Genomic DNA, 26,556 nt, shown 5'->3' on the forward strand with positions numbered 1-26,556 from the left:
CCTAATCTGCGCCAACATCATGTTTGTGCTGGAACTGGGTGTGCTCATCTCCCCATCTCTTCAGTGCCATGATGACCGGTTCCAATGTTCGCCCCCTTGGGGTCAGGCTGTATTCCACCTTTGGGGGCACTTCTGGGTAGACGGTTCTAAGCACTACAGTTGCATTTTGTGTTGGGTTCTGACTCTATGGTTACGATGATTTAGGATATGATGAGTGGCTGTGCGTCTGTTAAAGAGACGCTTAATTTATGGGCGTGTTTGCTTCGCTCTACCAAGGATTGGATTGTTCCACTCTTTACGCAAAAGCGTGTCGCAGATTCAGCCTGTGTTTTCCCTGACGTTCTGATTGGCAATGAACCACGCAAGACGGATGGATGCGGGCAGAGATCGCAGGAGATCCGGGTGCATGGCGGCAGCAGGCACTTCTGAGGCGCGGGCACTGGAATGCCTATGTCGTTCGGGATATCGTCAGGGATCATGTGATCGAGCATCTGGGCACGGACGATGGCGTGTTAGTCATCAATGAGGTTGGTTTTCTGAAGAAGGGTCAGGCCTCCTGTGGTGTGGGACGAAAGTATACAGGATCTGCTGGCAAAATTACGAACTGCCAGATCGGTGTATTTGCCACTTATGTATCGGCGCGGGACAATAGCCTTTGTTGACCACGTCCTGTATCTCCCGAAAGACTGGACATCGGATCGTGAGCGCTTGAAGAAGGCCTACCGTTCCCGGATGGTATGGTGTTTGCAACCAAACCGGCGTTAGGCTTGATGATGATTGAGCGAAGTATGAGTCCTGACGACAGACATTTCAATCAGACAAACTGTTTGTTCTTTAAGAATTTTTGCGAAAAAGATAATTTCTTGATCGCAAAAGGATCTGCCACAAAACACGCCTTCCCCAGAGAGAAATGCGGTTTGAAGGAACAAACAATTGGGAGCGCAGCGCAATAAACCTCTGATGCTTACGCACAAACGGCCGCATTCGGGCCTCAAACTTTTTCAACGCAGCATCCATATCGTGCGGATGCGCTGTAAGCGCTTCCCCTAGGGCCTGTCCGCCAATCATGCCAGCCGATGCGCCCATCCCTGAATAGAGCGTCAGGCACCAGGCAGAATCTCCTAACAGAAGGACACGCCCTTTCGACCAGCGAGGCATTTTAACCATCTGGACAGAATCAAACAGAAAGTCGTCTGTTGCCGATAGGTCTTCAAGCGCCTTGGAGATAATGCCGCCGGCGTCCAGATCGGCAAAAATATGGCGCAGCACAGAAAGCGGATCCTTTTTTGAAGCCCGCTCCGGATGCTTGGTACGGTAAGAAAAAAGCGCTGTTGAAGGACGTCCTTCCAACGGGAAGACTGTCAGGGTGCGCTTTACGTCTGCAATCATCAGGCCATCGCCTGCCTTGAAGCCCTCGACAGGCCGCGCCAATGGAAAAGCGCATAACATTGTACCAATGGAATGGAAGAACACCTTATCCGGCCCAAAGACAAGCTTGCGCACGGTCGAGCGCACGCCATCAGCGCCGATCACAAGATCAAAAGTTTCGGTTGTGTCCTGCCCACCCTCACCTCGTAGTGTCACCTGAGCTTGTGTCGCGCCATTCACAATTGCCACAGGAGTGGTGCCAAAGCGGACTTCCACCTTGCCTTCAACCCCGTGCCAAAGCGCGTCTTCAATATCTCCTCGTAACACGGCAATTGGAGCATTTGTCTCCTGTGTCAGGTCGGCAATGCGCCTGCGGGTGCCATCCTTACGCACATCCCAAAACTGAATATGCTTTGGAGTTCTCTTTTCCATACTATCCAGCACACCCAGAGTAGCGGCAGCATTTTTGCCTTCATCGCGCAGTCCGATGAAATAACCGCCTTTTCGCCGCTCGGGTGCCCGTTCAATAACCACAGGCGTCCAGCCTTGGCGCTTTAAAGCAATGGCTGCAGACATGCCGCCAATACCAAGACCGACAATGAGTGCGCGCTGTGTCATATATCGTCATCCCAAAGGAGGTGGCTTTCTCTATCTGAACATTGCATAGATAAGAGAGGGCATCAATCTAAACAGTGTTCATATTTGAGGAGAAGAGTGATTATGACCGGCCCAGAACGGGACAAATATCACCATGGCGACCTGAAAACAGCACTTATTGAGGCGTCCGAAGGCATCATCCGTGAGGACGGTGTTGAAGGATTTACCCTCAGGAAAGCTGCCAAAGCTGCTGGCGTATCCCCTGGAGCCCCGTCACATCATTTCAACGGCACAAGAGGGCTTTTGACGGCTCTCGCTATCAAGGTTTTCAAGCATCTAGAAGCAGAACTGAATGCTCTACCGTCTTCCGGCATTCCTGCTCAGGATCTCCGAACGCAGGCTTTGGGCTACGTGACCTTTGCCGCCCGTAACCCCGGACTATTCCGCCTGATCTGCCGTGTGGACCTGATTGACTTCAAAGACCCGGATCTGATTGAGACATCCTTTGACGCTTTGACACGCTATGCACATGCAGCGGCAGCCTACTTTGGGCATGACGCACCAGATCTGCATAAACGTGTCTTTCGTCCACATATGGCTAGTGCCATGGCAACGGCACATGGGCTAGCACATATGGTGATAGAAGGACGACCAGCCTTGTTATTGGATACACCTGACCCAGCCAGCACTTTTATCGAAACAATGCTTCCCTCAGTCCTTCTGGCAACATGGCCAGATTAGTGTGTCCAACAGACGCAAGAGGCCCATAGAAACGCTAAAATTATCGTTTTTGCTAAGTCATACCCCCCAGCAATATGGGGGGAAACCCTCGTGAATTATGGAGGCTTACACGCCTCCTTGAACATCACGTCGTCACTGACAACACACTCTAGGATCTGTTTTAGCTCTTGATCCGGTCTGCGGTTTCTTGGATTTGAATGATTCAACGCAGCGATATTGCTATTTTCTCGTACCGGGTTGCTACAACACGCTATTTTGCGTAAATAGCAGACCGAGCGCAATCCCCTGCCGACCTTGAACTAGTTCGAACAGATAATCTCACACACCAAACTTCGCCCAGCGGATGAAAAGCTGGACCGCTTGCCACCACGGACCCAGTTCAGTCGGAATGCTCCGCCATTTTGCGCCATTCTCAGGACGCCAGAAAATCGCTGCTATGGTGCATCGTAGATCATGCTCAGCGGTCTTACCTTTTGGCCAAACTGCTTCAATCAACGGTTCCCATACCGCCCGTGTTTCATTTGTGAAAGCACTTTCTCCGTATTCTTTCATTCCGACAATATGGCAAGCATTTCAAGATCTAACAGGCCCTAGAATAATTTTTCAATTTCGAACACTCTGTGTGTCATGATATATGCATTCTAGATTTAGCTATTTTACCATTCACTCTCACCGGATTATGAACACCACCATGCCTTCATATGGCGCGTTAGTCCCAGGTTATGACCCACCTCACACAGCACAGATGCTTGCTGTTGTGCATTATAACCACGGGCACCCAACGCTAACGTGCAACAACGGTGTGTTACACGTTTGTATCCCTTCTACGGCAACCCAGCTTACCGAATATTGGTGCATCCCTGATCAAACATTACACCAACCCAGCCAGACAGAGTGTCATGTAACAGGCAATGAAGGCTGGTGTGCTGATGGAGAAAATCTGTTTGCCGCCTGCCTGATCCCTGATGGGCCAGAACTCGCGCATGCCTCCAAACAGGCCTATGAACACTTGATACAGTTGGCCCACACGCTCGGCTATATCAATATTTATCGTATCTGGAATTATATAGGCTCTATTAATGCCTCCAACAGTAATGGGCTTGAACGGTACCGGGATTTTTGTTTAGGCCGCGCGGAAGCATTTGAAAGCTTAAACTACACCCCTGCCTCGTTACCCGCTGCTACCGGGATTGGCCTTCAGAAAGGCGGTGTTGTTGTGTTTTTAATTGCACGCAAAACACCACAAGCCACCAACATTGAAAACCCCCTGCAAGTGCCAGCTTACCAGTATCCTCAGCGTTATGGACCTAAAGCTCCCTCTTTTGCACGGGCAACAGCTATAGAAACTCAAAACAGTCTGTATTTGTATGTTTCAGGCACGGCAAGTATCCGCAATCATGTTTCTTTATGCCAAAACCTAAACCAGCAAACATGTATTACCATCGAGAATATTCAGACGCTTCTTGACGAAACACAGAAAAAATTTCCAGCCTTCACACATGTGTATTGTGACTCTTTGAAAATTTACGTTCGTCATACACAGGACACGGTAGCGGTGGCAAACGCTTTTCAAAATGCCTTTTGTGTAAAACCTGAACACTCCCCCACACTCATCTCCGACATATGCCGAGAAGAGCTCTCTTTAGAAGTTGAAGGTGTTTTTAGATTCCAACACAACCCTGTTCTATAGCGTTTTTTTTATAGAACAGGGTTGCTGGATATTCAGGATTTTAAGCCAAGTCTTCTTTTGAGGAGGCTTATGCCAAATACAGCTTTAAAGGCTGCTACGGGAAAACCTACTTTCCACCCTGCCTCAAAATCCCCTGCCAACAAAGAAATAATGGCATCCCGCATCCGCAAAATATTGCGTGGACGCATAAATAGTTTCCGTAAAATCGGGTTGTTAATGCGGTAAATCAACCATGAGATACGTTTCATCTCCTTGCAGGTCTGTGCCTCAGCTTTTTGTGCAGCTTCCCTACCTGCTTGTGGGCTACGCAACCAGGCCTCTGCCACCTCCGCACCCCGGTAAGCACTTTTCATGGCCAGCAAGACACCTGATGAAAAAACCGGGTCAAGGAAAGCGTAGGCATCCCCTATCATGTAATAGCCATCACCCCATGCCTTGTCTGCCCGGTAGGAGTAATTTCCTGTTGTTGAAAGCGGGCTCAGCAGTTCAGCGTTCGCCATACGCTCAGCAACACAGGGGCTTTCTTTGACTTTTTTCCAGAATAAATCCGCAACAGGACCTTTGTGTTGGCGATACGCACTTTTATCTCCCACAAAGCCAACACTCATAAGGCCGTCTGGCAAGGGAATCATCCAAAACCACCCCTCTTGCACAAGGTGAATGGAAATATATCCCTCCATACCTGCATCTCTTCGGGGCACATTACGGAAATGACCGAATATTGCGGCTGTGGAGTTATTTTTATCTGCATTTCTGCGGTGCTTGCGTGCCGCCAAAAACCCGTCACGCCCGGAAGCATCAAGAATAAACCTTGCAGAAAAACGGTGCTCCTTACCGTCTTTATCCTGCGCCGTTACCAGTGTAGGTGCATTACCTTTAAATTCTACTTGCGTAACTTTAGTATTTTCAAATGTTGTTGCGCCCTTTTTTGCAGCATTGCGAAACAGGAGTTCATCAAAATCTGCGCGTAAAACCTGATACGCGTGGCCATGCCGCGCACCGATAGCGTGACGGAACGGGAAAGCCTGACGCCCCTCCCCTGTTTCCACCACAAATTCGGCACCCGGTTTATGAACGCCCATAGCCTTGACCTGCTCCAGAACCCCCAGATCTTCCAACAGAGGCAGGTTACAGGGGAGGAGAGATTCACCGATATGAAATCGGGGGTGTTCATCTTTTTCCAGTAACACAACCTTGTGGCCTTTGCGGGCCAACAGTGCTGCGGCAGTACTTCCGGCAGGGCCGCCGCCAATAACCAGGACATCGCAATTCTGTACTGAAATTTCTGGCACGTTCATGCCATGCCTCCGTTAATACCTATTGTTTGACCAGTAATATACCCAGCCTGCCCAGACGCAAGAAACGCGACCAGATCGGCAACTTCCGCAGGGTGGCCCGCTCTTTTTGCGGGCACTAGTGCAGCAATTTGCTCCGTACTCATAACGGCTGCTGTAGCAGGAGATTCAATAACGCCGGGTGCCACAGCATTAACCGTGATTCCACGCCCAGCAACTTCTCGCGCCAGAGAGCGTACAGCGCCCTCCAACCCGGCTTTGGCCGCTGCGTAATTCACTTGTCCTCTGTTGCCTATGCGCGCTGTAACAGACGACAGGGCAATAATCCGCCCCCAACGTTTACGTGTCATAGGGAGCAGGAGAGGTTGTACAACGGCGTAAAAGCCGTCAAGAGACACACTGATTACATCCCGCCACTGGGTTTCTGTCATGCCTGCCATCGTGACATCATCGTGCGTGCCTGCATTATGCACGATCACTTGTGGCACTCCGGCTTCCAGCACAGTCGCCAGATTTTTCTGTGTGGCTGCAATATCAGCAAGGTTGCTGATCCATGCTTCCGCACTGTGGCCCTGCTCCAGTAAACTACCAACCAACGCATGGGCACGCTCAGCAGAACCATGAGCATGAACAATGACATGCAGACCGTCAGCAGCCAGCTTTTGGCAAATAGCAGCCCCTATGGGGCTGGTACCGCCAGTGACAAGGGCGCGTTTCATGCCAACTCCGTCTCCTGCCGCAAAACAACGGTGCCACGTCCCTTAACCAACAGCGTACCATCCTCTGCCGTCACACTGAACGCGTAGGCCAGCCCTCCGGCCATACCATGCTCCTTGCTGACGTGAATATGCAGTGTACCATACGCCGGATTATCCAGCCGGTCGCAGGCAATAACTACATCACGTAGGGCGGCCAGATATCCAGGCGGACTACTGGTTTCTCCTGTCAGGGTGCCGTGCAATGCGGCAGCCTGCATTGCAATTTCCGCCCCCACAATGGGGCCAAGCTGCCCATTTCGACGTAGCGGATTATGGCTGTCACAGTGGGCGCGACTTGTTGCATGCAGCGTTGTGGCGGACCATGCCAAGCAGGTATCCAGCAGGCAGCTCGCACCCTGGTGTGGGATACGGCTAAGAATGGCGCTTCTGTCTAACACGGGCTTACATCCACCTCTAACTGACCTGGCTGACAGGCTATTCTGACAGTCCCGGCCCGGTGCTGCGCCAGACATGTCAGCAAAGACAGGCTACGGGCAGCGGGATTATCCGCAGCCAGAGCCTGCAACCCTTTATGAGGCGGCATATCAATGGGCAAAGTGCTGCGTGGTACGTATCGCAGGTTTAACTGTGCCATTGCCTGTTGGCTCAGGTTGGGGTCAAGCAGGAGTGCACAGGCAAAGTTACCTTTTGTAACACGCACTTTGCCAATTGGTCCGGGAATAGGCTGGTCATAGGCCACGAACAAAACGGGATGCTGTTCCACCACGGCTTCTGATGCGGCTTTTAAAAGTCCAAGACCAAACGACCAGTCGTAACATCCCAATGCTGTGGCTGGTGCAATGGAATTATGGCCAATCGTCCAATATCCGGCGGGCGCATTATGGACTGAATTATGAAATTGCGTGGGAGACACTTCCCCCCCAGGCTCAGACAACGCCCGGAGGATGGAATCAATCACGCCGCCATCCCCATTTGCACTGGCAAACACAACGGACAGGTCTGACGTTTCCATACCCGCCACCGTGCAGGCTTCTGAGGCCACAGCCATGGCAAGGCGCGTAACAGGGCCCGAACGCCTGCGTTCATTAGGTGCAAGGATAGAAGCCGGAGGGGGCGACTGTTCTTGCTCTACCCACTCCGTTTTTCCTTGCAGGCATTCCTGTGCCTGAGCCCAACCCGCAAGTCCCGGCCCCCAGACAGATACACCGCGCACGCCTACCTTCATTGCGCAGCCCCAAACACAAGACTGCAATTGGTGCCGCCAAACCCGAAAGCATTGCTCACAACATGCTTTACTGGCGCGTCCACATTGTCCGTCACCACCCGTGCCTGAAAAGAAGGGTCTATGTGTGTGATATTCAGCCCGCCCGGTATGAAGCCATGCTGTAAGCTTATACCGCATATCATGGCTTCAAGACTACCAGAGGCCCCAAGGGTGTGACCGGTCCAGCCTTTGGTGGAAGAACAGGGCGTAGCGCCACCAAAAACCGAGTGAACGGCTTTATCTTCCATGGCATCATTGGCAAGGCTACCCGTACCATGCAGGTTGACATAGCCGACATCTGAAGCGTCCAGCCCAGCACGGACCAAGGCCTGCCGCATGGCGGCTATAGCCCCCCGCCCCTCCGGGTCTGGCGCGGACATATGGTGGCCATCACTGCTGGCAGCGCATCCGAGCAGCATTGCCTGATAGCCTGTATTCTGCTGTACCATGCGCGCGCCGGGCCGCTCCAGCAGAGCAAAGCCCGCAGCCTCCCCTATGGAAATGCCGTGGCGGTCTGCATCACATGGCCGGGTTGGTTGTTCATCCACCAGACCCAAGGCCCCAAAGCCATGCAAGGTCATGCCGCACAGGCTATCGGCCCCGCCAACAATGGCGGCATCACACACTCCGGCTTCTATCCAGTGCCATGCATCCAGAAAGGCGTGGGAGGAAGACGCACAGGCGTTGGACACCGTAAGGCATGGCCCTTCAAGCCCCAGCGCGGCGGCCACATAGGTTGGTAGAGAAAACAGGTCCTGCTTGTGCTGCTGGTCAAAACCGGGGGGCATGGTGTCCTGTTCCCTATCGCGCATGGCGTACGCGATCTCGGAATTTAGTATACCGGACGTTGATGTACCCATAATGACCGCAATACGCGTAGGCCCGTAATAGGCACGGGCCTGTGCAACAGCATGATAAAACCCATCTGTATTCAGGGCCATGTCTGCCAGACGGTTATTGCGGCAATCGAACTGTTGCAAATGCTCAGGAAGCCTGTGGGCTTCAACGCCTGCCACGCGGCCCATATAACCTTGTGTCCCACCCGAAAAATTACAGCGTACCAACCCGCTTTGCCGCTGCCGTAAGGCCGTATGAGTGGGCGCAACGCCAAGCCCAAGCGCACTGATGGCCGTTCCTGCCGAGATGACGAGCGGTTTCATGTGCCGTCTGTTGCCGCAGAGGGCGCGTATTGTCCAGCCAGGATAAAGCTGAACAGCATGAACAAAAATGCACCACAGGCCACGGTTACACCTATCTCCCGCAGTAAAGCGGTATGGCAGAAGCCTAAAAGACCAAACGCCAGAACAGTCATGACATTACAGGTCAGCAACGTCCGGATGGTTCTGGCACGTTCTGCGGCATCCAACTGCGGGCGTGCAAAAAATAGTGCGTAATCCAGCCCTATACCAAGCACAAACTGTAATGAGACAATGTGTACGAGAGAAACCGGCGCACCCCGCAATGCCAGAAAAGCGAGCAAGACCAGCAGGGTTGCGCCCACCGTACACACAACGCGGGCAAGCCGTCTGGCATCACGCAGCCCCAATACCAGTACCAAGAATGCCAAGACGCTGCCTACCGCCGTCCATTTAAGGGTAAGAGCCGTATGGTGCGCTGTCAGGGCGTTAATTTCGTGGTTGAGGTCAAGAGCCATAAGGTCAGGCTGCCCAGCCAAAGCGGCTTGAACTGCCGGAAAATCTGACACGGCTTCTGGCAGTATCATCCCCCACCATCCATCCGGGCGCTCAAACAGCAAGGGAGCCAACGCCATTGCCAAAGGTGTTCCGGCCAAGTCCGGTGGGGTTACAGCAGGCAGAGTACGGGCTTTGGCAACATCCGCCACAAACTGGTCAAACGCGTCTTGCTTGAAGGGCAAACCAGCCTGCTGCTGTGCAACCCGGGCTGCAAGCGTTGCGGCATCCGGCAGAGCTTGCACATTTATGCGCTGCTGCCGGACGGAGGGAAGGATATGCACGGCATCCTCCACACCCACCAAAGTTTTCTGTTGCACCAATTTTGCAAATACGGGTGCCAGAGCCTCCTCTCGCTCCAGAACTGCCTGAGCACTTTGGGCATGCACCACAATGACATGCGCGGAATCCGGTGCCCCCAACTCCCGCCGCAAAGCCATATCGAGACTACGGGCAGAGGCCGAGATGGGGCTGAGAGCCGTCAGGTCTTTCTCCGCCACTAATGGCCTCCAGACCAATACCGCTATAGCCCCCACAACCGGGACCAAACAGACCCAACGCCACCGCCTGAACAGTTCCGCCCGTGCAAGGGGGGCGGATGGGCCACTGACGGAAGGGGCCAGATCTGCCGCGACAATAAGCGATGGCATGAGAAACAGGGTGACACATGCAGCGCTCAACAACCCGACTGCCGAAAACACACCAAGCTGCACCAGACCCGGCAGACCGCACAACACCATGCCCGTAAGACCCAATATGGCCGTGGTTACGGCAAGGCGGAGGCTGGGGCCTATTCTGCGCAGCGTAGCCTGCGGCCCCTCCCCTCTATCCCGATGACCTATAAGCAGGACCGGGTAATCCAGCGAAACGCCCAGCATGGTCATGCCAAACCCGAAAGCAATGCCGTGCACGTACCCGAACAGCAGCCTGACAACCACCATAGCGATGCTCAGTGACAGCAGAAAAGGAACCCCAATTGCCGCCAACACCCACAAAGACCGGAAACGCCAGTACAGAACTGCCACAACCAGCAGGGTTGAGATTACAGACATCATCTCAATATCGTGCCGCATGTCATGCGCGCTCTGCACAGCAAAGACGGCTGGCCCACTTAACAACAGGCGCGCGTTGCCTGGTCCTGCTTTGGCAAAGGCGGCCCGCACTGCATCCTGAGCCACACGTTGCGCTGCAAGGTCCATCCCGGCAGCTTGGGTCCGCAACAGCATAAGCGCGCGGTGCGTGTCAGACGCAAACCAGACTCCCTGCTGCAACCAGGCATGCACATCAGGCTGCAACCCGCGCATGACATCCCAAAAAGCCCCGGTCGGGTCGCGCAACGCAAAAGCCGCCACCACGGGCTCCGCCGAAGACTGAAGCCCGTCCCAGACCTGTTCAAACCCTTTTGTCAAAGCCTGTGGAGAGAAATCACGCACAGCAGCATCTGGTGCCATCTGATAGCGATGCTCAAACAGTAAGTCCCGCATCTTGGGGCTGTCATCAAGCGAGAAAGAACCATTCAGAACCAGCAGGAAACGGGGGTCTTGACTGAGTGTGGCCTGCATCTGGCGGCTTATCCGCGCCAGTTCCGTATCCGGTGCGCCTTCTATCCCTACTGTAATAAGGGAAGCCGCTACCCCGCCCCGCACTTCTCTAAGCAAAAACTGCGTGGCCGCATTATGTCCCTGCGGTAAAAAGCCAGCCATATCCAGCCGCAAAGGGATACTGAGAAACACCATCATGACCACTAGGGCAGAAGCCGCCAGAGCCAAAGCAAGGCGTTTGGGGTTTCTTCCCGCTGTCACGGCGTGATGGTAAGGGTTTGGGTGTCACCGTTAGGCTGCACCAGAACAAGGCTTAAAATAGCATTGTTCCTGCCTGTTATTGTGACACTCTTAGCAAATTGCGCTATTTTTTCTGACACAGGCGTCAAGTAAATAGTCCAGTCAGATCCCTGCTCGGTTGCTCTCATGGTGTAATACTGCCTCAGCAGAGCGGCATTGCCGTCCAGCGGCGCACGCAGGGTATCCGCCAACAGGCGGAGGGCGGGCACCTTTGCGGTATCAACGCTCTGGGCCGCACCATGATTACGGCTAATGGTCACGACATCACCATTAATCACCAGATCTTCTGCCCGCGGTTGCTCGGTCGTTTTTTGCAGATAGCCGGGATGCCGGTAAACCAACGTGCCCGAGCTTTCCAGGGAGGTTTTTAAAGCTGCAAGGTTTCGTGTTTCATGAAATGCATTGTGCCGGGCCTGTACCTGCCCAAGGCGGGTGATCACTGTATCCGCCAGATCCTGCGCAAACACAGGCTGTGCGCCATACAGCATGCTGATGCAGCAAGCCACACCATAGCGTATTTTCATGACCGTTCCTTCCAGAAATCATAAAAATTGAACCACGAAAACGGGTCTCTCCGGCACAGCAATTCAAGCCATGCGGCATAACGGACCAACCACGCCTTAAGTGTCTGCGCCTGCTCTGTGCGGGTGCCTTCAAGTGTTATGTGCTCGGCAAAGGGTTCAAACCGAATATCGTAAGATCCATCCCGGCACCGCAAGGCACTGAACAGAACCACAGGTGCCCCGGTTATAGCAGCAAGCCGCAGCGGCCCGACAGGGAGAGGAGCGTCTTTTCCCAAAACAGGTACGGAAGCATATCGCCCCATATCTGGTGCACGGTCGCCTAAAATAGCAACCACATCCCCCTGATGCAGGGCTTCTGCCACGTGCAGCATGGTCTGTGGCTCACCTATGTGAATGATGGCGTTTTCATATTCAGGGTCCAGTTGCTCTATGGCTTTACTGGCCGCCCCCACAAACCGGCGGTACATAAGCACCCGCAACCGTATCTTGCACGCGGCAAAGCGGCCGACCGAACGCAGCGCATCAAACGACCCGACATGCGCCCCAAGTAAAATACAGCCTTTACCTTTGCTCAACGCTGCAAAAATAACCTCGCTGCCCTGCACCGTATAAGGCGGCACACTCTTTTGGCTGCCAAGTATAAAAATGCGGTCAAGCACAGTCAGAGCGTAAGCATGGATATGCCGCCACCGCTCAGGCCATGTTGGCTTACGCCCCAGCACTCGGCACAAATACATATAAGACCCGCGCCGCGCTGTACCATCCGAGGCCAGATAATAAAGCGAGATCGGCCAGATCAAATGGCTTAACACACGCCGCCCCAGAATACGGGCCAGAAACAGCATGACCACCATAACGGCATGATTACCGCGCTCCGGGGCCAGCCACGTTTCTGCTTGCCTGCTCATGCAGGGTGAGAAAGCTGAACTATGGCACGCAGAACCACTCGGCCTTCTACACGGCCTGTCAGACGTGCCCTGCCCCCATCAGTCTTTAAGAAAAAGACCACTGACTGGCCCGGCAGAACGGGCTGCATGAACTTAACCTGCAAAATACGCTGGGGCGCGATGCCAGCTTGGGCCAGCCCCTCTTCCAACACAACAACGCCGGGCACCACAGGCTGGCCGGGAAAATGCCCGGGTAGGCAGGGATTATCCGGGGTAATGCACACTGTACCCAGCCTCTGCCCATCGGCCTCCTGCTCTGCCAACTGGCGCAATGCCTGAACGGTCAGCTTACCAACCGAGTTACGCGGCATAGCCTCCACCAGCACCACACGGCGCGGCAGAAAAGCAGGGTCAAGTTGCTCCCGCAGGCTCTGTAATATCTGGTCTGGCGCAAGCTCAGGGGCAACGGCAAACACCTGCATCCGGCCCAAAGCCTCACCTTGGTCTGCTTCCGGCGCTAAAAACGCACCATCCATAACGCCGGGTATAGAGAGAAGCGCTGAGTTTAACGCCGCAAGAGACGTTCGCTTTGCTGCAAGTTTTACAACATCGCTTTTGCGCCCAATCAGCCGGAAACACTGTTCCGACACGGGCTCTACAAAGTCAGATAAGGGAAAAGGCGCAGCACCCGGCGCACTTATGTACCCATCTTCCCCCTGAACGTTTAGCACAACCCCAGAATAAAGCTGCCAGAGCGGCGTTTGTGTCGTGCGCCGCATGGCAACGGACCCAATTTCTGTCGCACCGTAAATTTCCATAACAGGTGCCGCCAGTTTACTTTCTGCTTCCTGCGCCACCCGTATATCCATGGGGGCAGCGGCTGAAATCACCCGTGTTATGGGGGGCAAAGCCAGATCCGCTCGTACCAGACTACGGAGCTGCAAAGGGGTTGTGACCAAAATGCGTGGCGCAGGAGAGCGCTCCAACATGGCCTGCCAGTCAGCCGGGTAAGCACATGGACCTGTGGTGGTCATGCCCCGTGTGTGAATGGCCTGTAAGACCAGCGTTTCAAACCCATACATATGGTAAGGAGGAACAGTGCCCACCGCAGTAGCAGGACTTGGAGCGGGGTCTAGCAACTCACGCGCCACAACACTCCGCTCGACTAAAGCGCCCCAGTGCTTTTTATGCCCAACCGGCTGGCCGCTGCTGCCAGAGGTAAAGACAATAGCAACAAGGTCTGACGCGGCAATCGTTGGGTTTTGGGGTGGCTTTGCCTCCAGCAAGGCTGACTGTGCAGGAGGTGCCGGGATAATCAGGCTGTTCTGAGGGAGGCCTTCTGCAGGCGCATCATTATCCAGCGCAACGCACACCGCGCCGTACCGCTGCGCAAGGTCACTCAGGCTGCTTTGGTTACGATCGCTCGAAAGCAGGAGATACTGCCCCCGTAGCACGACAGCCAGAAATAAAACCGTAAAGGACCAGATATCCTGACATAAGGACACCACAGGTCTATCCGGCAGCTGTTGTGCAACCTGATGCGCCGCACCCAGCAGATCATGCCCGGTAACCGGGCCTGATGGCGTATGAAATACCGTCCGGTCAGGAGCGTAGACTAATCGTAAATCACGCGCTTCTGCCTGTTGAGCAAGGCTTACAGCCTGCGTCATGACGGCTGGCGATGAGCCGCCACATAGGCGCACAGCGTACGCAGCGAACTGAAAATTTCTCGGCTGTTCGGGTCATCAGAGCGTAATGTCACACCGTAATCACGGCCAATCATCAGGACAATTTCCAGCGCATCAATGGAATCAAGCCCTAGACCGTCCCCAAACAGGGGAGCCTCGGGACTAATTTCATCAGCCGTGACTTCCAGTTGCAAAGCCTCAACCAGCCGCTCAGCCACTTCATGTTCAAACGGCGTTTGCAGGGAAACAAATGATTGCGTATTCACGGAACTCTCATGTCAGATGAAAAATTTGTTAGTGCAGTATCACACCACCCAGTTCACGAAAAGCGCGTAAACCCCGCTATTCTGGCTAGGCCCCGGCTACGCAAAGCCGGGTGGGGCCTGCTTGTATGCAGTTTAATTTTGCCAAAACTGTGCCTGTTATACGGCACTCCCGCACACTATGTGACCCTCACGCTGGTTTTGTGCCAGGGGGTAGGCATTGCTCTCGTAACGCAAAAATTCCGCCTGTGGCCGCCTATTACGGGAGCACTTCTTCTTCCCGCGTGGCACTGGCCTACAGCCTTTAGGCTTATTGATCTATTGGGCCTTTACCTTATTGCCCTAGCGGCTCCCTGCTTTGTTTTTATTCGCTCACTTTTCCCTAACCAAGATCCTCTCATCACCAAATTTGCACGGCAAGTTCATGGCACCTTACGCCCTGATATTATAAGATACACATATTACCTGACATGGTTTTGGAGCCTGTTTTTTGTAGCAGCCCTCCTAGCCCCGCTCATCCTCTTTCTCTATGGGCCACACAATGCCTGGCGATGGCCCTTGAACGGGGCAACCCTGGGACTGGCTCTTATTTTTTTAGGCCTGGAATATGGGATAAGACGGCTGGCTATACGCCATTTCGACCATGCCTCTCTCCGCACCTCGATAGACATATTTCGAAAGCAACCCTGACATACAGCAAAAGCATAAATCATTGCGCTAAAATGATAATTACGGGCTACTTACTGGTCTGCTGAATGAGTTGCCCTCTATAATTTACATCTATTTTTTACACGCTCCCTTGCTTCGCGGTCTAATTTTCTTAAAAAACAGAAACTCTGCTTCATGAGCGGGGCGTATTGTGACAGAGGAACCCAACCCCACTATGACGGACAAAGCAGCAACACCCCCGCACCCTGTTCTCTCCGCTTATTATAAAGACCCCAAAAGCAGACAGGATTTTGTGCAGTCTATTTTTGACCGCACAGCACGCCATTATGACCGGATTAACGCCATTTTCTCTTTAGGGAGCGGGCGCTGGTACCGCAGATGGATGCTCCGCCGCGTAGGGTTGAAAGCTGGAGACAAAGTGCTGGACGTTGCCACAGGCACAGGCCTGGTTGCACGTGAAGCTGCACGCATTGCTGGAAAAAACAATATAATTGGCTTGGATATGAGCGCAGGCATGCTGGCACAATGCCGCCAGAACCTGCCCATCGCTCTGGTGCAGGCTGATGCGCAGCACCTGCCCTTTCCGGATGCATGCCTAGATTTTCTGAGCATGGGCTATGCCCTGCGGCACGTGAGTGATCTACGCAAAACTTTTATTGCTTACAGGCGCGTGCTTAAGCCCGGTGGACATGTTCTGATTCTGGAAATTGGGCGTGCGAACAATGCTTCTATACAGGCCTTCCTCAAGTTTTATTTGGGGCGTGTCGTGCCGCTGCTCTCTGGCATTGCGGCAACACGAGACAGTCGCAAGCTGATGGAATATTATTGGGACACAATTGCAGAATGTGTTCTACCCCATGAAATTATGCAAAACTTGCGGGATGCTGGCTTGGAGAATGTGAGACGCTATACATCTTTTGGCGTATTTCATGCCTATGCGGCCCAAGCACCACAGGACAATGCATCACAACGCAGCTAGACTCTCAACATCCCTACAAAGAACTTTACTCTCTCGTATTTCAGAGGCTCCAAATAAATTCACATGTTTTTACGCGAGCCTCTTTTTTCTTTACTAGGATTGCTTTTATGTAGCTTGTTTTTAGAGACTTTAGTTCGGCCAAAATCCATAAAAATTCCTCAGCCTGTCGGTTTGGCTACCCATAGTCTTCTTGTAACGGATGTTTATGGAATAATTTTACTGGTTTCCGGGTCTTCTCTCTTCGCGGCAATTCTAACATTTTGCCTAACGCTGACACTGGTTATTGCGTCAAATTTAAAATGGTCTGTGCTGGATGAACCCCTAGTATTCAGTGACCTAAGATTTATAAAAGATCTTCTAAGACACCCGAAATTTTATATTTTTGCAATCCCATGTTCTATACGATGGGGCGTTGGTATTGCTCTTGTTTTTATTGGGGCAGGATATGGCGCCACCTTGCAGCTTAGCTGCCCAATATCGGTTCGATTTTTTGCACTCTCCCTTATAGCGGGATGCACCTGTACACTTGCCCTGCTACCTGCCACACGCTGGGCTCCCCTCCCTGCTCTTAAGGCAGACCTTACCCGTTTTGGATTATTAGGCTGTTTATTTATTTACTGGCGTTGCTGGCAGAAACAGACACTTTCCGAAAAACCATACCCGGAAAATACCCAAGAAGTAGATACTATTTTTGACCTTATTATTGTCGTTCAATGTGAGTCTTTTACAGACCCTAAGACGCTCAACCTGCCGTCCACCATGGGGGTTGCCTCCATGCCAAACCTAGCCCATGCCAGAAGCGTTGCCTGCCAGTATGGATCCCTTGAAATCAGCAATTTTGGCGCTTACACGATCCGCACGGAATATGGTGTGCTCTTTGGCCGTAGCGAAGAGCAGCTTCGTTTTCAAAAATTCGACCCATATATGACAGCAGAACATGATGCGGCTTTGTCACTACCCTATAAGCTGGGACAGGCAGGCTATCACTCCGTTTTTCTGCACCCTTATACTCTAGATTTTGCCAACCGACGTAATCTGATGACCAAAATAGGCTTCACTACCGTACTGGGCTCTGAAGCTTTTCCGCACACCCCAACGCCTGATATGCCCTATGTGCCCGATGAAACGCTCGCCACTAAACTTTTAACGCTTTCCAGAAATTCTGAAAAACCTCTGTTTCTCTATGCTGTAACCATTGAAAACCACGGGCCATGGCAAGAACAGAACAAACCTCTTGAAACCTATTTGAAACATCTTGAAAATAGCGACCATATGATCGGGCAGCTCATAAGAGGTCTTACGGCTGAAAACCGTTCTGCTCTGCTGGTATTTTTTGGTGATCATCGGCCTTCCATTGCTCCGGACCTCCAGCCAACTCCCGACCGTGGCACACCTTACTTTGTTATCCCTTTTATAAAAGGCAAAAAAGTAAATCGGAAACCCAACTATAAAAACCTGGTGCCAGCAGAATTACACCATATAATTGTTAATTTAAGCCTTAAAACTAAACCCTGACATAATAGAGTCTAGAAAACAAAAGTAGAGCCGCGATCTAGACAATCATAACATGATCGTCCGTTTACCGTATGGGACGCACACAAGCTCCGGCACTCGACAAAAGGGGCTGGATCAGCAGAGCTAACCAGCCTTAGGTCAAGTTTCACAGTCCAGACTTAACGGGCAGGTCTATTCTCCCGAGGCTACTGCACGAGTCCTCAGACTATAGAAAAGCCGTCTGCTGCCCGACGCGCAACGCCACGATCTGCCGTGGTATCCGCATTCCAGCTTGTGTCTTTACTGGGCTGCCCAAGACGCACCACCTTACCCTCTTGACGGAAGCTATTACGATCACCCGTATCCAGGTAGCTTTCATTCAGTGCACCATCTGACCAGATGACTGAATGCTTTTCTGCCTCTACGTGGAAGTAGTCATAGGCTACAAGAGAATAATCGTAAAAAATGCTGCGACCATTGACCAGCATACGCACTGGAATAAACCTATCTTCAAAAAACAGGTGGTGATCGGGTGTCACCAAAAGGTCCTTGTATGGCACGCCATCTGCCAGAGCATCCTTGAGGATACGAACCGGGTAACCGGCCTCAGCATCTGGCAATGCTGTGTTGGCACGCATATGCTTCCTACCTGCCCAAGTAACAGAGCTCACACGCTTACTCCGAATTTTCCAATCCCATGTCATCAGACTGTCACCCAGCCGAATGTCCTCCACCGCAACATCGCCGTGAGCAGTCTGGATTAACGTGCTTGCAAGAAAGCTCATACGACATATCCTCGTCGGGTGCTGTCTGCCGGGACGAATTTGCGTCCTGCAGCACCGGCATGGATGATTGGAAAACTATCGCTTGCCATTTTGAGCGCCGAACCCGTGCTATTTTCCACCACAGCGGTCACGGCGAGCATGACCTTTTCGGCCATCTGACAAACATTATTTGCTTCGGAATAATTCAGGTAATCTGTGCTTTTAAAAAAGAGACAGTCAGTCAACTGACCGCCCACTCTATAATACCTTGAACGCGTAAAATAAGATCGTTCAAATAGACTATAAAAAACACCACACTCGCCCCAACGAGAAGTCACTGGAAAAAATTGGGATATCGTGGTCGCTCTCATTATTTTATTTTAACTTTTGCAATTTTATTTTTTTCTTGGATAGACCGGATGAGTTCTGATTTGTTTTTACCATTGGTTTTCCAAACTCCTCAGTGCTCATTGGCCGCAGAAAAATTCCTCGCAATTTGCTCTCGAGTTTATCTTTCCAATTTCTAGATTTTCCTTAACAAATTATTTTCAGGTCTTAACATTTTGCTTTCATTAGGGATATAAGCATCCACGCAAAACGCTTTCTGTTTTATGCAAACAGGTCTGCCCCTCACTTGACGGCGCCTTTTCATTTCTGAAATTAATTAAAGATAAAGTTGGTCATGTCTTCCCTACCCGACGGCTCGAAAGCAACGCGCCTCCTCAGTGAACGCGAAATATTTCTCGGTTTTTGCCGCGAGGAAAGCCTGCCGAAAGCTGCTAAAACCCTGGGCGTCTATCCCTCAACGGTTTCGCGAGCCATTTCTGCTTTGGAAATTTTTTAAATACAAAACTGGTAGAAAAACAGGAAGGCCGTTTAGTATTAACAAAAGTTGGCAAGACTTATTCATCAATACTTGATGAAAATATTTCTTTTATACACGAATTTGAATCAAAACTTGTCCAGAAAATTATGGAAGTTGATATTATAAGTCCGGAGTGGGTTCAAAACCATATTATCGTTCCCAGCCTCTCCAAAATGACCAATTATCATAATATTATGAGAACAAATTTGGTTATTAGCTCCAGCATTACCAGAATGCGACCAGGGACACCGACAATTTTTGTAGGATCTGGCCGTCTGGATCGCAGACTGAACAATATGCTTCTGAAGAATATATGCGAAGTACCTTTAGGCATTTACTCGTTCGATAAAGACGCTTTTTCCAACACCACAGCCCTAGATGTCGAGAGTGTAAAAAAAATCAGTATTATCAATGTATTAGATGGTGATGGAAAGAGCGTTATCAATTTTAATGAAAATAAAAATCTCACTTTTCCCAATGCGGTCATGACAGTTGATGCCCTGGATAAAGCTTTCTTTCTGGCTCTAGAACATAAATGCACCTTTGTAAGCTGCTATGGCCTAGTTCAGCAGGCTCTTGAAACAGGAGACTGCATAGAAGTCCCTCTAAAAACCCCGATGGATAAACTCCCGCTAGACCTGATTTTTACCGATAGCAACAGCACAGAATTTATGTCTCTTGCACGCTCAATACATGAGTTTGGACAAAATCTTCTGAATGTTTACCTTTGATACGTTAGTTAAACGATATACTATATTAAATAGTATTTAAAAATATTTTCTTCAAAAGGATCTGAAAATACTTTTACTTTGGATATTTTATCTCCAGAATCAATACTGTTAGTATGTGCTGCAAATTCTCAACCCAACAGTTGCATTGGGTCAGGGCTCTCTTTTGGGGTTATGTAGTTTGATATAAGGTGCCCGCACTAAGAAATCTGCGGGGCACGAATATGAAAATTGCGGCTTGGATGGAACACTCGGGTGTCGCTTTTGGCACCAGTGGCGCACGTGGTCTGGTCAGCGCCATGACAGATGCCGTCTGTTGCGCTTATACGCTAGGCTTCTTGCAGCATCTTCAATCCGTAGGGGAATTTAAAGCAGGCACCTCTGTGGCTGTTGCAGGAGATCTACGCCCCAGCACCCCCCGCATTCTCACAGCGTGTGTGGCTGCTATTGAAGCCGCAGGAGGCATACCTGTTTTTTGTGGTTATGTTCCCACGCCCGCGCTGTGCCATTTTGCTTTTGCACGATCTATACCTTCTCTTATGGTCACAGGCAGCCATATTCCTGATGATCGTAACGGCATAAAATTCAATCGTGCACATGGCGAGTTTCTCAAATCTGATGAAGCTGCAATGCGTAATGAGATTATAACTTTGCCTTCTGGCTGGTTTAATGCTGAAGGCGCATTAGTTCACCCCGTTACACTCCCTCCTATCACACCAGTTATTCCAGACTTCATTAAACGGTATAAGGATTTTTTTGGGGAAAATGCTCTCTCTGGTTTTCGCCTTGGAATTTACCAACATTCTGCTGTAGGCCGTGACGCGCTGGTGCAGATTGTGGAAGCACTTGGTGCAGAAACTATCGTGCTGGGACGCTCAGAGCAGTTTGTGTCGGTCGATACAGAAGCCGTGCGCCCGGAAGACATCAGTCTTGCACAGGAATGGGCAAAAACAGAAAACTTTGATGCCCTGCTCACTACGGATGGAGATTCAGACCGCCCCCTTTTGGCAGACCATACGGGCACATGGTTGCGTGGGGACGTTCTGGGTATTCTGGCCGCACAATTTTTAGCAGCCCGCAGCGTTGCAACGCCGGTTAGCAGCAATACTGCACTGGAGAAAACTGGAAGCATTGAATCAATACGCCGCACACGCATTGGTTCACCCTACGTTGTGACCGCTATGACAGAGGCTGCCGAAGCCGGAATTGTTCCTTCTGTTGGCTACGAGGCAAACGGAGGCTTTCTGCTGGCAAGTGACATTATACAGGGCGGCAATCGCCTAGCCGCTCTGCCTACGCGGGATTCCGTTTTACCTATGCTGTGCGCGCTGGCTGCATGCAAACACCATGGTAACAAGCTGAGCCGTCTTGTCGCGACCCTTCCTCCCCGCTTTACACTGAGTGATCGTTTGCAAAACATGCCTACGGCTCAAAGTTTGGCAAAGCTGGAGGGTCTCGGTGCAAATCCGGAGCAGGAAGTAGAAAAACTTGGTTTTGTCGCCGCGTGCGGTCCCCTCATGGCATTGGATGAAACCGATGGCGTGCGTATGACCTTTGCATCTCAGGAGGTTATTCACCTGCGACCGTCCGGCAATGCACCGGAATTGCGCGTCTATGTGGAAGCCGATAGCACGGCAAGAGCCGAAGCTCTGCTTGCGCTTGGTATGCAGGCAGTTGCACTGTGGCGGAAAGAGTGAGTGCTGGCCTCTTATTTGACGATTTTTGACGGCCGTCCGTTTGTCTGCCGCCATACGCGCGGCGACACGCCCACCCAACGGCGAAAGGCCCGACTAAAAGCGCTGGTCTCTGTATATCCCAACTGTGCGGCTATGGAGCTTACGTCCGTTTCAGGAAGTGCAAGCAAACGTAACGCTTCACTCTGCCGTGCCTCATCCAGCAAAGCAGTGTAGGATAGACTGAGGTCAGCAAGCCGCCGTTGTAGTGTCCAAGGGGTAAGCCCCATGCTTTTTGCTACTTCGCGCAGGTCATGCGTGCCCTGTGGCAACAGGGAAACAAGCTGAGCCATCACCTGATTTTTTAAGGACTGTGTGTCAGAACCGGGTAACACACTGCCTTTTTGTGCCAGCATGAGCAGCGATGATTGCATGACCTGCAATAAGGCTGGGTCTGCCATAGGCATAACCTTGCTGTGCAAATGTTTTTTACTAAAGACAAGCGCATTCATGTGCGTTGAAAACCGTATTTCAGCTTGAAACGCTGCCTGATGTTCTTGCGCCTGTTCGGGAGCATCATGCGCAAAAAGCACCAGTTGTGGGCTCCAGTCTGACCCTAAGCCCGCACGTAAAATATTACAGAACATGCCAAGCGTCAGTTCAGCATCATGCCGTCGGTCCTGAATAGCAGGGTCGGTAATTAGATATTCAAGGCAGAAGCTGTCTGCGGTTTCACTCAGGCGGGTAACAGTATTCGCCTGATGATAGCCAAAATAAGCAACAAGATTACGAACCGCCTGCTCCACCGTAGCGGAACAAAGCGCCACATAGCCTATCAGGCCAAGTTGCTGTGGCAAAAACTGCTGGCCAAATCTCAGGCCAATATTATGGTCCTGTGTGTCCCGCGCAGCCTCGGAAAAAAGCCTGCAATAGGACCGCAAATTTAAAGACTGTGTGGGAATAACAAACTGTGCGGGCGAGAGACCAGCACGCCCGGCTATGCGGTCTATGTCTCCGCCGCTTTGTGTAAAGAAACTTTCCACACCTGATGCAGCAGCCGCAAGAACTTGCGCATCACGATCAGGGGAGTGTGGAGGGGATGACATTGCTTTCCGCCCGGTCTGTCTGACGAGTGGGCGAAGCGTATGTCTGATTGTCGTCTATTGTCAAAATCTTGTTGCGTCCGGTCAAGTCAAAATCGGTCCGCGACAGATATAGTTCCGGTCAAGCAACGGAGAGACTGTCATGGCGTATCATTACGCATTGGGCGGAGAAACTTACAGGTTTGAAGACCTGAAAACCCTTCTGGGCAAAGCCTCTGCCGCACGCTCAGGTGACCAGCTTGCGGGTCTGGCCGCAGAGACGGATGCGCAGCGTATTGCTGCCCGGTACGCCTTGGCGGATCTGCCTCTCACAACCTTTCTGACAACTGCTCTTATTCCCTACGAACACGATGACGTGACCCGCCTGATTGTGGACACTCATGACGGAGCCGCGTTTGCCCCCCTTGCAAGCATGACCGTGGGAGAGTTCCGGAACTGGCTGCTGGCTGACACCACCACCACGGCTGTCCTTACCGCAGCGGCCTCCGGCATTACGCCGGAAATGGCGGCAGCGGTCAGTAAGATCATGCGCAATCAGGATCTGATGGCGGTGTCACGCAAAGTGCGGGTTATTACCCGTTTTCGGAACACCATTGGCCTTGAAGGCTGCCTTGCCACCCGCCTTCAACCCAACCACCCGACAGATGACCTGAAAGGCATTGCGGCCTCCACACTTGATGGATTGCTGCGCGGCATGGGCGATGCTGTTATTGGCATCAACCCGGCCACAGACAGCGTTGCCAATGGTTTTGACCTGCTGAACATGCTGGACCACGCCCGCCAGCGTTATGACATTCCTACACAAACCTGCGTCCTGACCCACGTTACTAACACCTTGGAAATCATGAACAAGGGAGGCGCGGTTGATCTGGTTTTTCAGTCCATTGCCGGAACACAGAAAGCCAATGAAGGCTTTGGTGTCTCTCTCGCCATTTTACAGGAAGCTTACGAAGCAGCGTTAAGCCTGAAGCGTGGCACTCTTGGCCAGAACGTCATGTATTTTGAAACAGGCCAAGGCGCAGCACTTTCTGCCAACGCGCACCATGGTGTTGACCAGCAAACGGTTGAAGCCCGTGCTTACGCGGTAGCCCGCGCCTATAACCCGCTTCTGGTCAACACCGTTGTGGGGTTTATTGGCCCGGAATATCTGTATGACGGCAAACAGATTATCCGCGCGGGGCTGGAAGACCATTTTTGCGCCAAGCTGCTTGGTGTCCCCATGGGGTGTGATGCCTGCTACACCAACCATGCTGAGGCCGATCAGGATGATATGGACAACCTGATGGTGTTGCTGGCTGCTGCTGGCATCACCTTCCTGATTGGCGTGCCCGGCGCTGATGACATCATGCTCAATTACCAGAGCCTGTCTTTTCATGATCTGTTGAGCCTGCGCAGCCTTCTGGGCCTGAAGCCCGCTCCTGAATTTGCACTCTGGCTGGAACAAATGGGCCTGTATGATACCCAGACCCAGCACATGCTGGACAGAAACCCCGGCCAAACCCTACTGGGCCAGATGGTGCGCCCCACATGACGGATCACACCCCAACACGCACTCCTGCTGCCAGCCACCCTGACGTATGGCAGGAGTTGCGCCACCTGACACGGGCCCGCATTGGTCTGCCCCGAGCCGGAAACGCGCTGAGAACATCCGATGTACTGGATTTTCAGGCCGCCCATGCCAAAGCGCGGGATGCCGTCCATACCCCCCTGGACGTCAACGCCATGCAGGCCGCCCTAGGGCCGGTGCCTTCTCTGGTGGTTCATAGTCAGGCCGCTGATCGCGCCACCTACCTCAGACGGCCAGATCTGGGGCGAAGGTTGGCGCCAGAGTGTGCGCAAACGCTGCAACAAGGCCCTTGGGACGTTGTGTTTGTCGCGGCGGATGGTTTGTCATCTTTTGCGACACAGCAAAGCGCCATTCCTCTTTTCATGGCCACAAAACAGCTTTTACCCGACTGGCACATTGCGCCACTGGTTATTGCAACACAGGGCCGTGTTGCTTTGGGCGATGATATCGCAACGTGCCTGAAGGCCAACATGGTGGTCGTGATGATCGGCGAGCGCCCCGGCCTGAGCGTTGCAGACAGTCTGGGCGTTTACCTGACCTACGCTCCCTACGTTGGGTGCCCGGATTCAGCGCGCAACTGTATCTCCAACATTCATCCTCACGGGTTGGTGGTACTCGCCGCTGCCGCCAAGCTGGCATGGCTGATGCAGCAGGCGCGCACCTTGAAACTGACAGGCATTGGCCTGAAAGATGCGGCCCCGGATATGGCCCTCTCCCCCTCCACACAGATTTCTCTGCCAAAGGACCATGACGCATGAGTAACGCGCCGACGCATCTTCACAAATCCTTAAGCACGTTCCATTTGTGGGGCATTGCGGTGGGATTAGTGATCTCTGGCGAGTATTTTGGCTGGAGCTATGGCTGGGGCACTGCGGGCACACTGGGGTTTCTGGTCGCCACGGCTTTTGTTGCCATTGTGTATACCAGCTTCATTTTCAGTTTTACTGAACTGACGTGCGCCATTCCGCAGGCTGGCGGGCCTTTTGCCTATAGTCAGCGTGCTCTGGGCCGTTGGGGCGGATTGATTGCAGGACTTGCAACGCTGGTGGAGTTCATTTTTGCCCCACCCGCCATTGCACTGGCCATCGGGGCTTACCTGAATGTGCAGTTTCCGGCCATTCCGCCAAAAATGGCGGCGCTGGGTGCCTATATTATTTTCATGACGCTCAATATTGTCGGTGTACACATTGCTGCAACATTTGAACTTTTTATAACACTTGCAGCTATTATCGAACTCTTTGTGTTTATGGGTGTCGTAGCACCTGCGTTTTCATGGGACAATTTTCTGCATAATGCTTGGGGCAGTACACCGCATTTCGGATGGAATGCCATAGGGGGTATTTTTGCCGCCATCCCGTTCGCTATATGGTTTTTTCTGGCCATCGAAGGCGTTGCCATGGCCGCAGAAGAGGCCCGAAACCCACGCCGTGCTATTCCTGTAGCTTATATTGCAGGTGTCCTCACGCTGGTGTCTCTTGCTTTTGGTGTCATGCTCTTTGCAGGTGGGGCGGGTGACTGGCAAAGCCTTGCCAACCTGAACGACCCGCTACCACAAGCCATGAAGCGCGTTGTGGGCGACCATAGCGGTTGGTTACACATGCTGGTGTGGCTAGGCATGTTCGGGCTGATTGCGTCCCTGCACGGTATTATTATGGGCTATGCACGCCAGATTTTTGCGATGGCTCGGGCTGGGTTTCTTCCTGCCTTTCTGGGCAAGATCCACCCGCGTTTCCAAACGCCTTACACAGCTACCATTGCGGGCGGTGTTATTGGTATTGCCGCCATTTTTTCAGACGACATCATTTCCATCCAGGGCCAGTCCTTAACCGCAACTCTGGTGACCATGTCCGTCTTCGGGTCACTGACCATGTATATCCTCAGCATGGTGAGCCTATTCCGGCTTCGTCGCACGGAGCCAGACATGCATCGCAGTTACAAAGCGCCACTCTACCCTGTTCTGCCCGGCATGGCGCTGTGTGGTGCGGTCGTTCTTCTGGCAGCGGTCATATATTACAACGCACAGGTCTGCCTGATTTATGGTGCTGTAATGACGATATTGAGTGTGGTTTTAATGCGTTCCTACCGCAATGCAGACCGCCGGGAGATCACATCCGAACCACGCCCTGAACACTAAGCTCACCTCCCC

25 protein-coding genes and 2 pseudogenes are annotated in these 26,556 nt (G+C 52.2%); 11 read left to right on the plus strand and 16 right to left on the minus strand.

The features are described from left to right. Position 1 precedes the first annotated feature (1 nt). Positions 2 to 157: pseudogene (locus tag Abci_RS04095) on the minus strand (winged helix-turn-helix transcriptional regulator); the annotation flags it as partial. 50 nt (positions 158 to 207) lie between these two features. Between Abci_RS04095 and Abci_RS04100 the strand changes: the two are divergent. Further along, positions 208 to 794, plus strand: a pseudogene (locus Abci_RS04100) (IS701 family transposase); the annotation flags it as partial. A gap of 40 nt (positions 795 to 834) precedes the next feature. Here Abci_RS04100 and Abci_RS04105 read toward each other — a convergent pair. Beyond that, the gene (locus Abci_RS04105; RefSeq protein WP_084597509.1) at positions 835 to 1,986 is read right to left on the minus strand and encodes an FAD-dependent monooxygenase; all 1,152 of its coding nucleotides are present in this window, start codon (positions 1,984 to 1,986) and stop codon (positions 835 to 837) included. A gap of 102 nt (positions 1,987 to 2,088) precedes the next feature. Between Abci_RS04105 and Abci_RS04110 the strand changes: the two genes are divergently transcribed. After that, positions 2,089 to 2,706, plus strand: a complete 618-nt coding sequence (locus Abci_RS04110) for a TetR/AcrR family transcriptional regulator (RefSeq protein ID WP_052944763.1) — start codon at positions 2,089 to 2,091, stop codon at positions 2,704 to 2,706. Between the two features lie 318 nt (positions 2,707 to 3,024). Here Abci_RS04110 and Abci_RS04115 read toward each other — a convergent pair whose 3' ends face one another. After that, positions 3,025 to 3,258, minus strand: coding sequence for an IS5/IS1182 family transposase (locus tag Abci_RS04115; RefSeq protein ID WP_048837946.1), 234 nt, complete (start codon positions 3,256 to 3,258; stop codon positions 3,025 to 3,027). Between the two features lie 127 nt (positions 3,259 to 3,385). Between Abci_RS04115 and Abci_RS04120 the strand changes: the two genes are divergently transcribed. Beyond that, on the plus strand, positions 3,386 to 4,396 hold the full coding sequence (locus Abci_RS04120; RefSeq protein WP_048837850.1) for a chorismate transformation enzyme, FkbO/Hyg5 family: 1,011 nt from the start codon (positions 3,386 to 3,388) through the stop codon (positions 4,394 to 4,396). A 32-nt stretch (positions 4,397 to 4,428) separates the two neighbouring features. Here Abci_RS04120 and Abci_RS04125 read toward each other — a convergent pair whose 3' ends face one another. From Abci_RS04125 to Abci_RS04170, 10 genes are read right to left on the minus strand one after another with little or no spacing between them, the layout of a single operon-like run. Beyond that, positions 4,429 to 5,694 (minus strand): NAD(P)/FAD-dependent oxidoreductase, encoded by a 1,266-nt coding sequence (locus Abci_RS04125; RefSeq protein WP_048837851.1) that lies wholly within the window; start codon positions 5,692 to 5,694, stop codon positions 4,429 to 4,431. Next, entirely contained in the window at positions 5,691 to 6,410 is a 720-nt protein-coding gene (gene fabG / locus Abci_RS04130) for a 3-oxoacyl-ACP reductase FabG (protein WP_048837852.1), read from the minus strand. Before fabG ends, Abci_RS04125 begins: the two co-directional genes overlap by 4 nt. Next, complete coding sequence (locus Abci_RS04135) at positions 6,407 to 6,847, minus strand: phosphotransferase (RefSeq protein ID WP_048837853.1); 441 nt, start codon at positions 6,845 to 6,847, stop codon at positions 6,407 to 6,409. The genes fabG and Abci_RS04135 overlap by 4 nt, the downstream gene beginning before the upstream one ends. Beyond that, positions 6,841 to 7,635, minus strand: a complete 795-nt coding sequence (locus Abci_RS04140) for a beta-ketoacyl synthase chain length factor (protein ID WP_084597510.1) — start codon at positions 7,633 to 7,635, stop codon at positions 6,841 to 6,843. The genes Abci_RS04135 and Abci_RS04140 overlap by 7 nt, the downstream gene beginning before the upstream one ends. After that, positions 7,632 to 8,834 (minus strand): beta-ketoacyl-[acyl-carrier-protein] synthase family protein, encoded by a 1,203-nt coding sequence (locus tag Abci_RS04145; RefSeq protein ID WP_048837854.1) that lies wholly within the window; start codon positions 8,832 to 8,834, stop codon positions 7,632 to 7,634. The genes Abci_RS04140 and Abci_RS04145 overlap by 4 nt, the downstream gene beginning before the upstream one ends. Further along, positions 8,831 to 11,167 (minus strand): MMPL family transporter, encoded by a 2,337-nt coding sequence (locus tag Abci_RS04150; RefSeq protein ID WP_244877575.1) that lies wholly within the window; start codon positions 11,165 to 11,167, stop codon positions 8,831 to 8,833. The genes Abci_RS04145 and Abci_RS04150 overlap by 4 nt, the downstream gene beginning before the upstream one ends. Next, the gene (locus Abci_RS04155) at positions 11,164 to 11,730 is read right to left on the minus strand and encodes an outer membrane lipoprotein carrier protein LolA (RefSeq protein ID WP_048837855.1); all 567 of its coding nucleotides are present in this window, start codon (positions 11,728 to 11,730) and stop codon (positions 11,164 to 11,166) included. The genes Abci_RS04150 and Abci_RS04155 overlap by 4 nt, the downstream gene beginning before the upstream one ends. Then, the gene (locus Abci_RS04160) at positions 11,727 to 12,638 is read right to left on the minus strand and encodes an LpxL/LpxP family acyltransferase (RefSeq protein ID WP_048837856.1); all 912 of its coding nucleotides are present in this window, start codon (positions 12,636 to 12,638) and stop codon (positions 11,727 to 11,729) included. Before Abci_RS04160 ends, Abci_RS04155 begins: the two co-directional genes overlap by 4 nt. After that, complete coding sequence (locus Abci_RS04165; protein WP_048837857.1) at positions 12,635 to 14,287, minus strand: AMP-binding protein; 1,653 nt, start codon at positions 14,285 to 14,287, stop codon at positions 12,635 to 12,637. The genes Abci_RS04160 and Abci_RS04165 overlap by 4 nt, the downstream gene beginning before the upstream one ends. Continuing rightward, a complete protein-coding gene (locus Abci_RS04170) occupies positions 14,284 to 14,571 on the minus strand; it encodes a phosphopantetheine-binding protein (protein ID WP_048837858.1) in 288 nt (95 codons plus the stop codon). Before Abci_RS04170 ends, Abci_RS04165 begins: the two co-directional genes overlap by 4 nt. An 880-nt stretch (positions 14,572 to 15,451) precedes the next feature. Between Abci_RS04170 and Abci_RS04175 the strand changes: the two genes are divergently transcribed. Continuing rightward, entirely contained in the window at positions 15,452 to 16,216 is a 765-nt protein-coding gene (locus Abci_RS04175; protein ID WP_048837860.1) for a class I SAM-dependent methyltransferase, read from the plus strand. Positions 16,217 to 16,279: 63 nt separating this feature from the next. Next, positions 16,280 to 17,731, plus strand: coding sequence for an LTA synthase family protein (locus Abci_RS04180; RefSeq protein ID WP_084597511.1), 1,452 nt, complete (start codon positions 16,280 to 16,282; stop codon positions 17,729 to 17,731). A 200-nt stretch (positions 17,732 to 17,931) separates the two neighbouring features. Here Abci_RS04180 and Abci_RS04185 read toward each other — a convergent pair whose 3' ends face one another. Further along, positions 17,932 to 18,495: a Hint domain-containing protein gene (locus tag Abci_RS04185; RefSeq protein ID WP_048837862.1), complete on the minus strand. Its 564-nt coding sequence runs from the start codon at positions 18,493 to 18,495 to the stop codon at positions 17,932 to 17,934. Then, positions 18,492 to 18,731 carry a hypothetical protein gene (locus Abci_RS04190; RefSeq protein ID WP_048837863.1) on the minus strand — a complete coding sequence of 80 codons (240 nt, stop codon included), beginning with the start codon at positions 18,729 to 18,731 and terminating at the stop codon, positions 18,492 to 18,494. Before Abci_RS04190 ends, Abci_RS04185 begins: the two co-directional genes overlap by 4 nt. A 425-nt stretch (positions 18,732 to 19,156) precedes the next feature. Between Abci_RS04190 and Abci_RS04195 the strand changes: the two genes are divergently transcribed. The 3 genes from Abci_RS04195 to Abci_RS04205 all read left to right on the plus strand — a co-directional run bounded on the left by Abci_RS04195 (position 19,157) and on the right by Abci_RS04205 (position 21,764). Beyond that, the gene (locus Abci_RS04195) at positions 19,157 to 19,318 is read left to right on the plus strand and encodes a helix-turn-helix domain-containing protein (RefSeq protein WP_146806906.1); all 162 of its coding nucleotides are present in this window, start codon (positions 19,157 to 19,159) and stop codon (positions 19,316 to 19,318) included. A 128-nt stretch (positions 19,319 to 19,446) separates the two neighbouring features. Beyond that, positions 19,447 to 20,070, plus strand: coding sequence for a hypothetical protein (locus Abci_RS04200; RefSeq protein ID WP_048837864.1), 624 nt, complete (start codon positions 19,447 to 19,449; stop codon positions 20,068 to 20,070). A 239-nt stretch (positions 20,071 to 20,309) separates the two neighbouring features. Further along, positions 20,310 to 21,764 (plus strand): phosphomannomutase, encoded by a 1,455-nt coding sequence (locus Abci_RS04205; RefSeq protein WP_181015814.1) that lies wholly within the window; start codon positions 20,310 to 20,312, stop codon positions 21,762 to 21,764. An 11-nt stretch (positions 21,765 to 21,775) separates the two neighbouring features. On the opposite strand, the gene qhpR is transcribed toward Abci_RS04205, so the two are convergent. Continuing rightward, on the minus strand, positions 21,776 to 22,846 hold the full coding sequence (gene qhpR, locus Abci_RS04210; protein ID WP_048837866.1) for an AraC-like transcriptional regulator QhpR: 1,071 nt from the start codon (positions 22,844 to 22,846) through the stop codon (positions 21,776 to 21,778). 139 nt (positions 22,847 to 22,985) lie between these two features. Between qhpR and Abci_RS04215 the strand changes: the two genes are divergently transcribed. Genes Abci_RS04215 through eat form a run of 3 tightly spaced genes read left to right on the plus strand, consistent with a single transcriptional unit; the run spans position 22,986 to position 26,544 of the window. After that, entirely contained in the window at positions 22,986 to 24,374 is a 1,389-nt protein-coding gene (locus Abci_RS04215; RefSeq protein WP_048837867.1) for an ethanolamine ammonia-lyase subunit EutB, read from the plus strand. Beyond that, a complete protein-coding gene (gene eutC / locus Abci_RS04220) occupies positions 24,371 to 25,168 on the plus strand; it encodes an ethanolamine ammonia-lyase subunit EutC (protein WP_048837868.1) in 798 nt (265 codons plus the stop codon). The genes Abci_RS04215 and eutC overlap by 4 nt, the downstream gene beginning before the upstream one ends. Further along, positions 25,165 to 26,544, plus strand: a complete 1,380-nt coding sequence (gene eat, locus Abci_RS04225) for an ethanolamine permease (RefSeq protein ID WP_048837869.1) — start codon at positions 25,165 to 25,167, stop codon at positions 26,542 to 26,544. The genes eutC and eat overlap by 4 nt, the downstream gene beginning before the upstream one ends. The last annotated feature ends 12 nt before the right edge of the window (positions 26,545 to 26,556 follow it).

Origin of the sequence: Acetobacter cibinongensis (assembly GCF_000963925.1) — a bacterium.
GTDB classification, from domain to species: Bacteria; Pseudomonadota; Alphaproteobacteria; order Acetobacterales; family Acetobacteraceae; genus Acetobacter; species Acetobacter cibinongensis.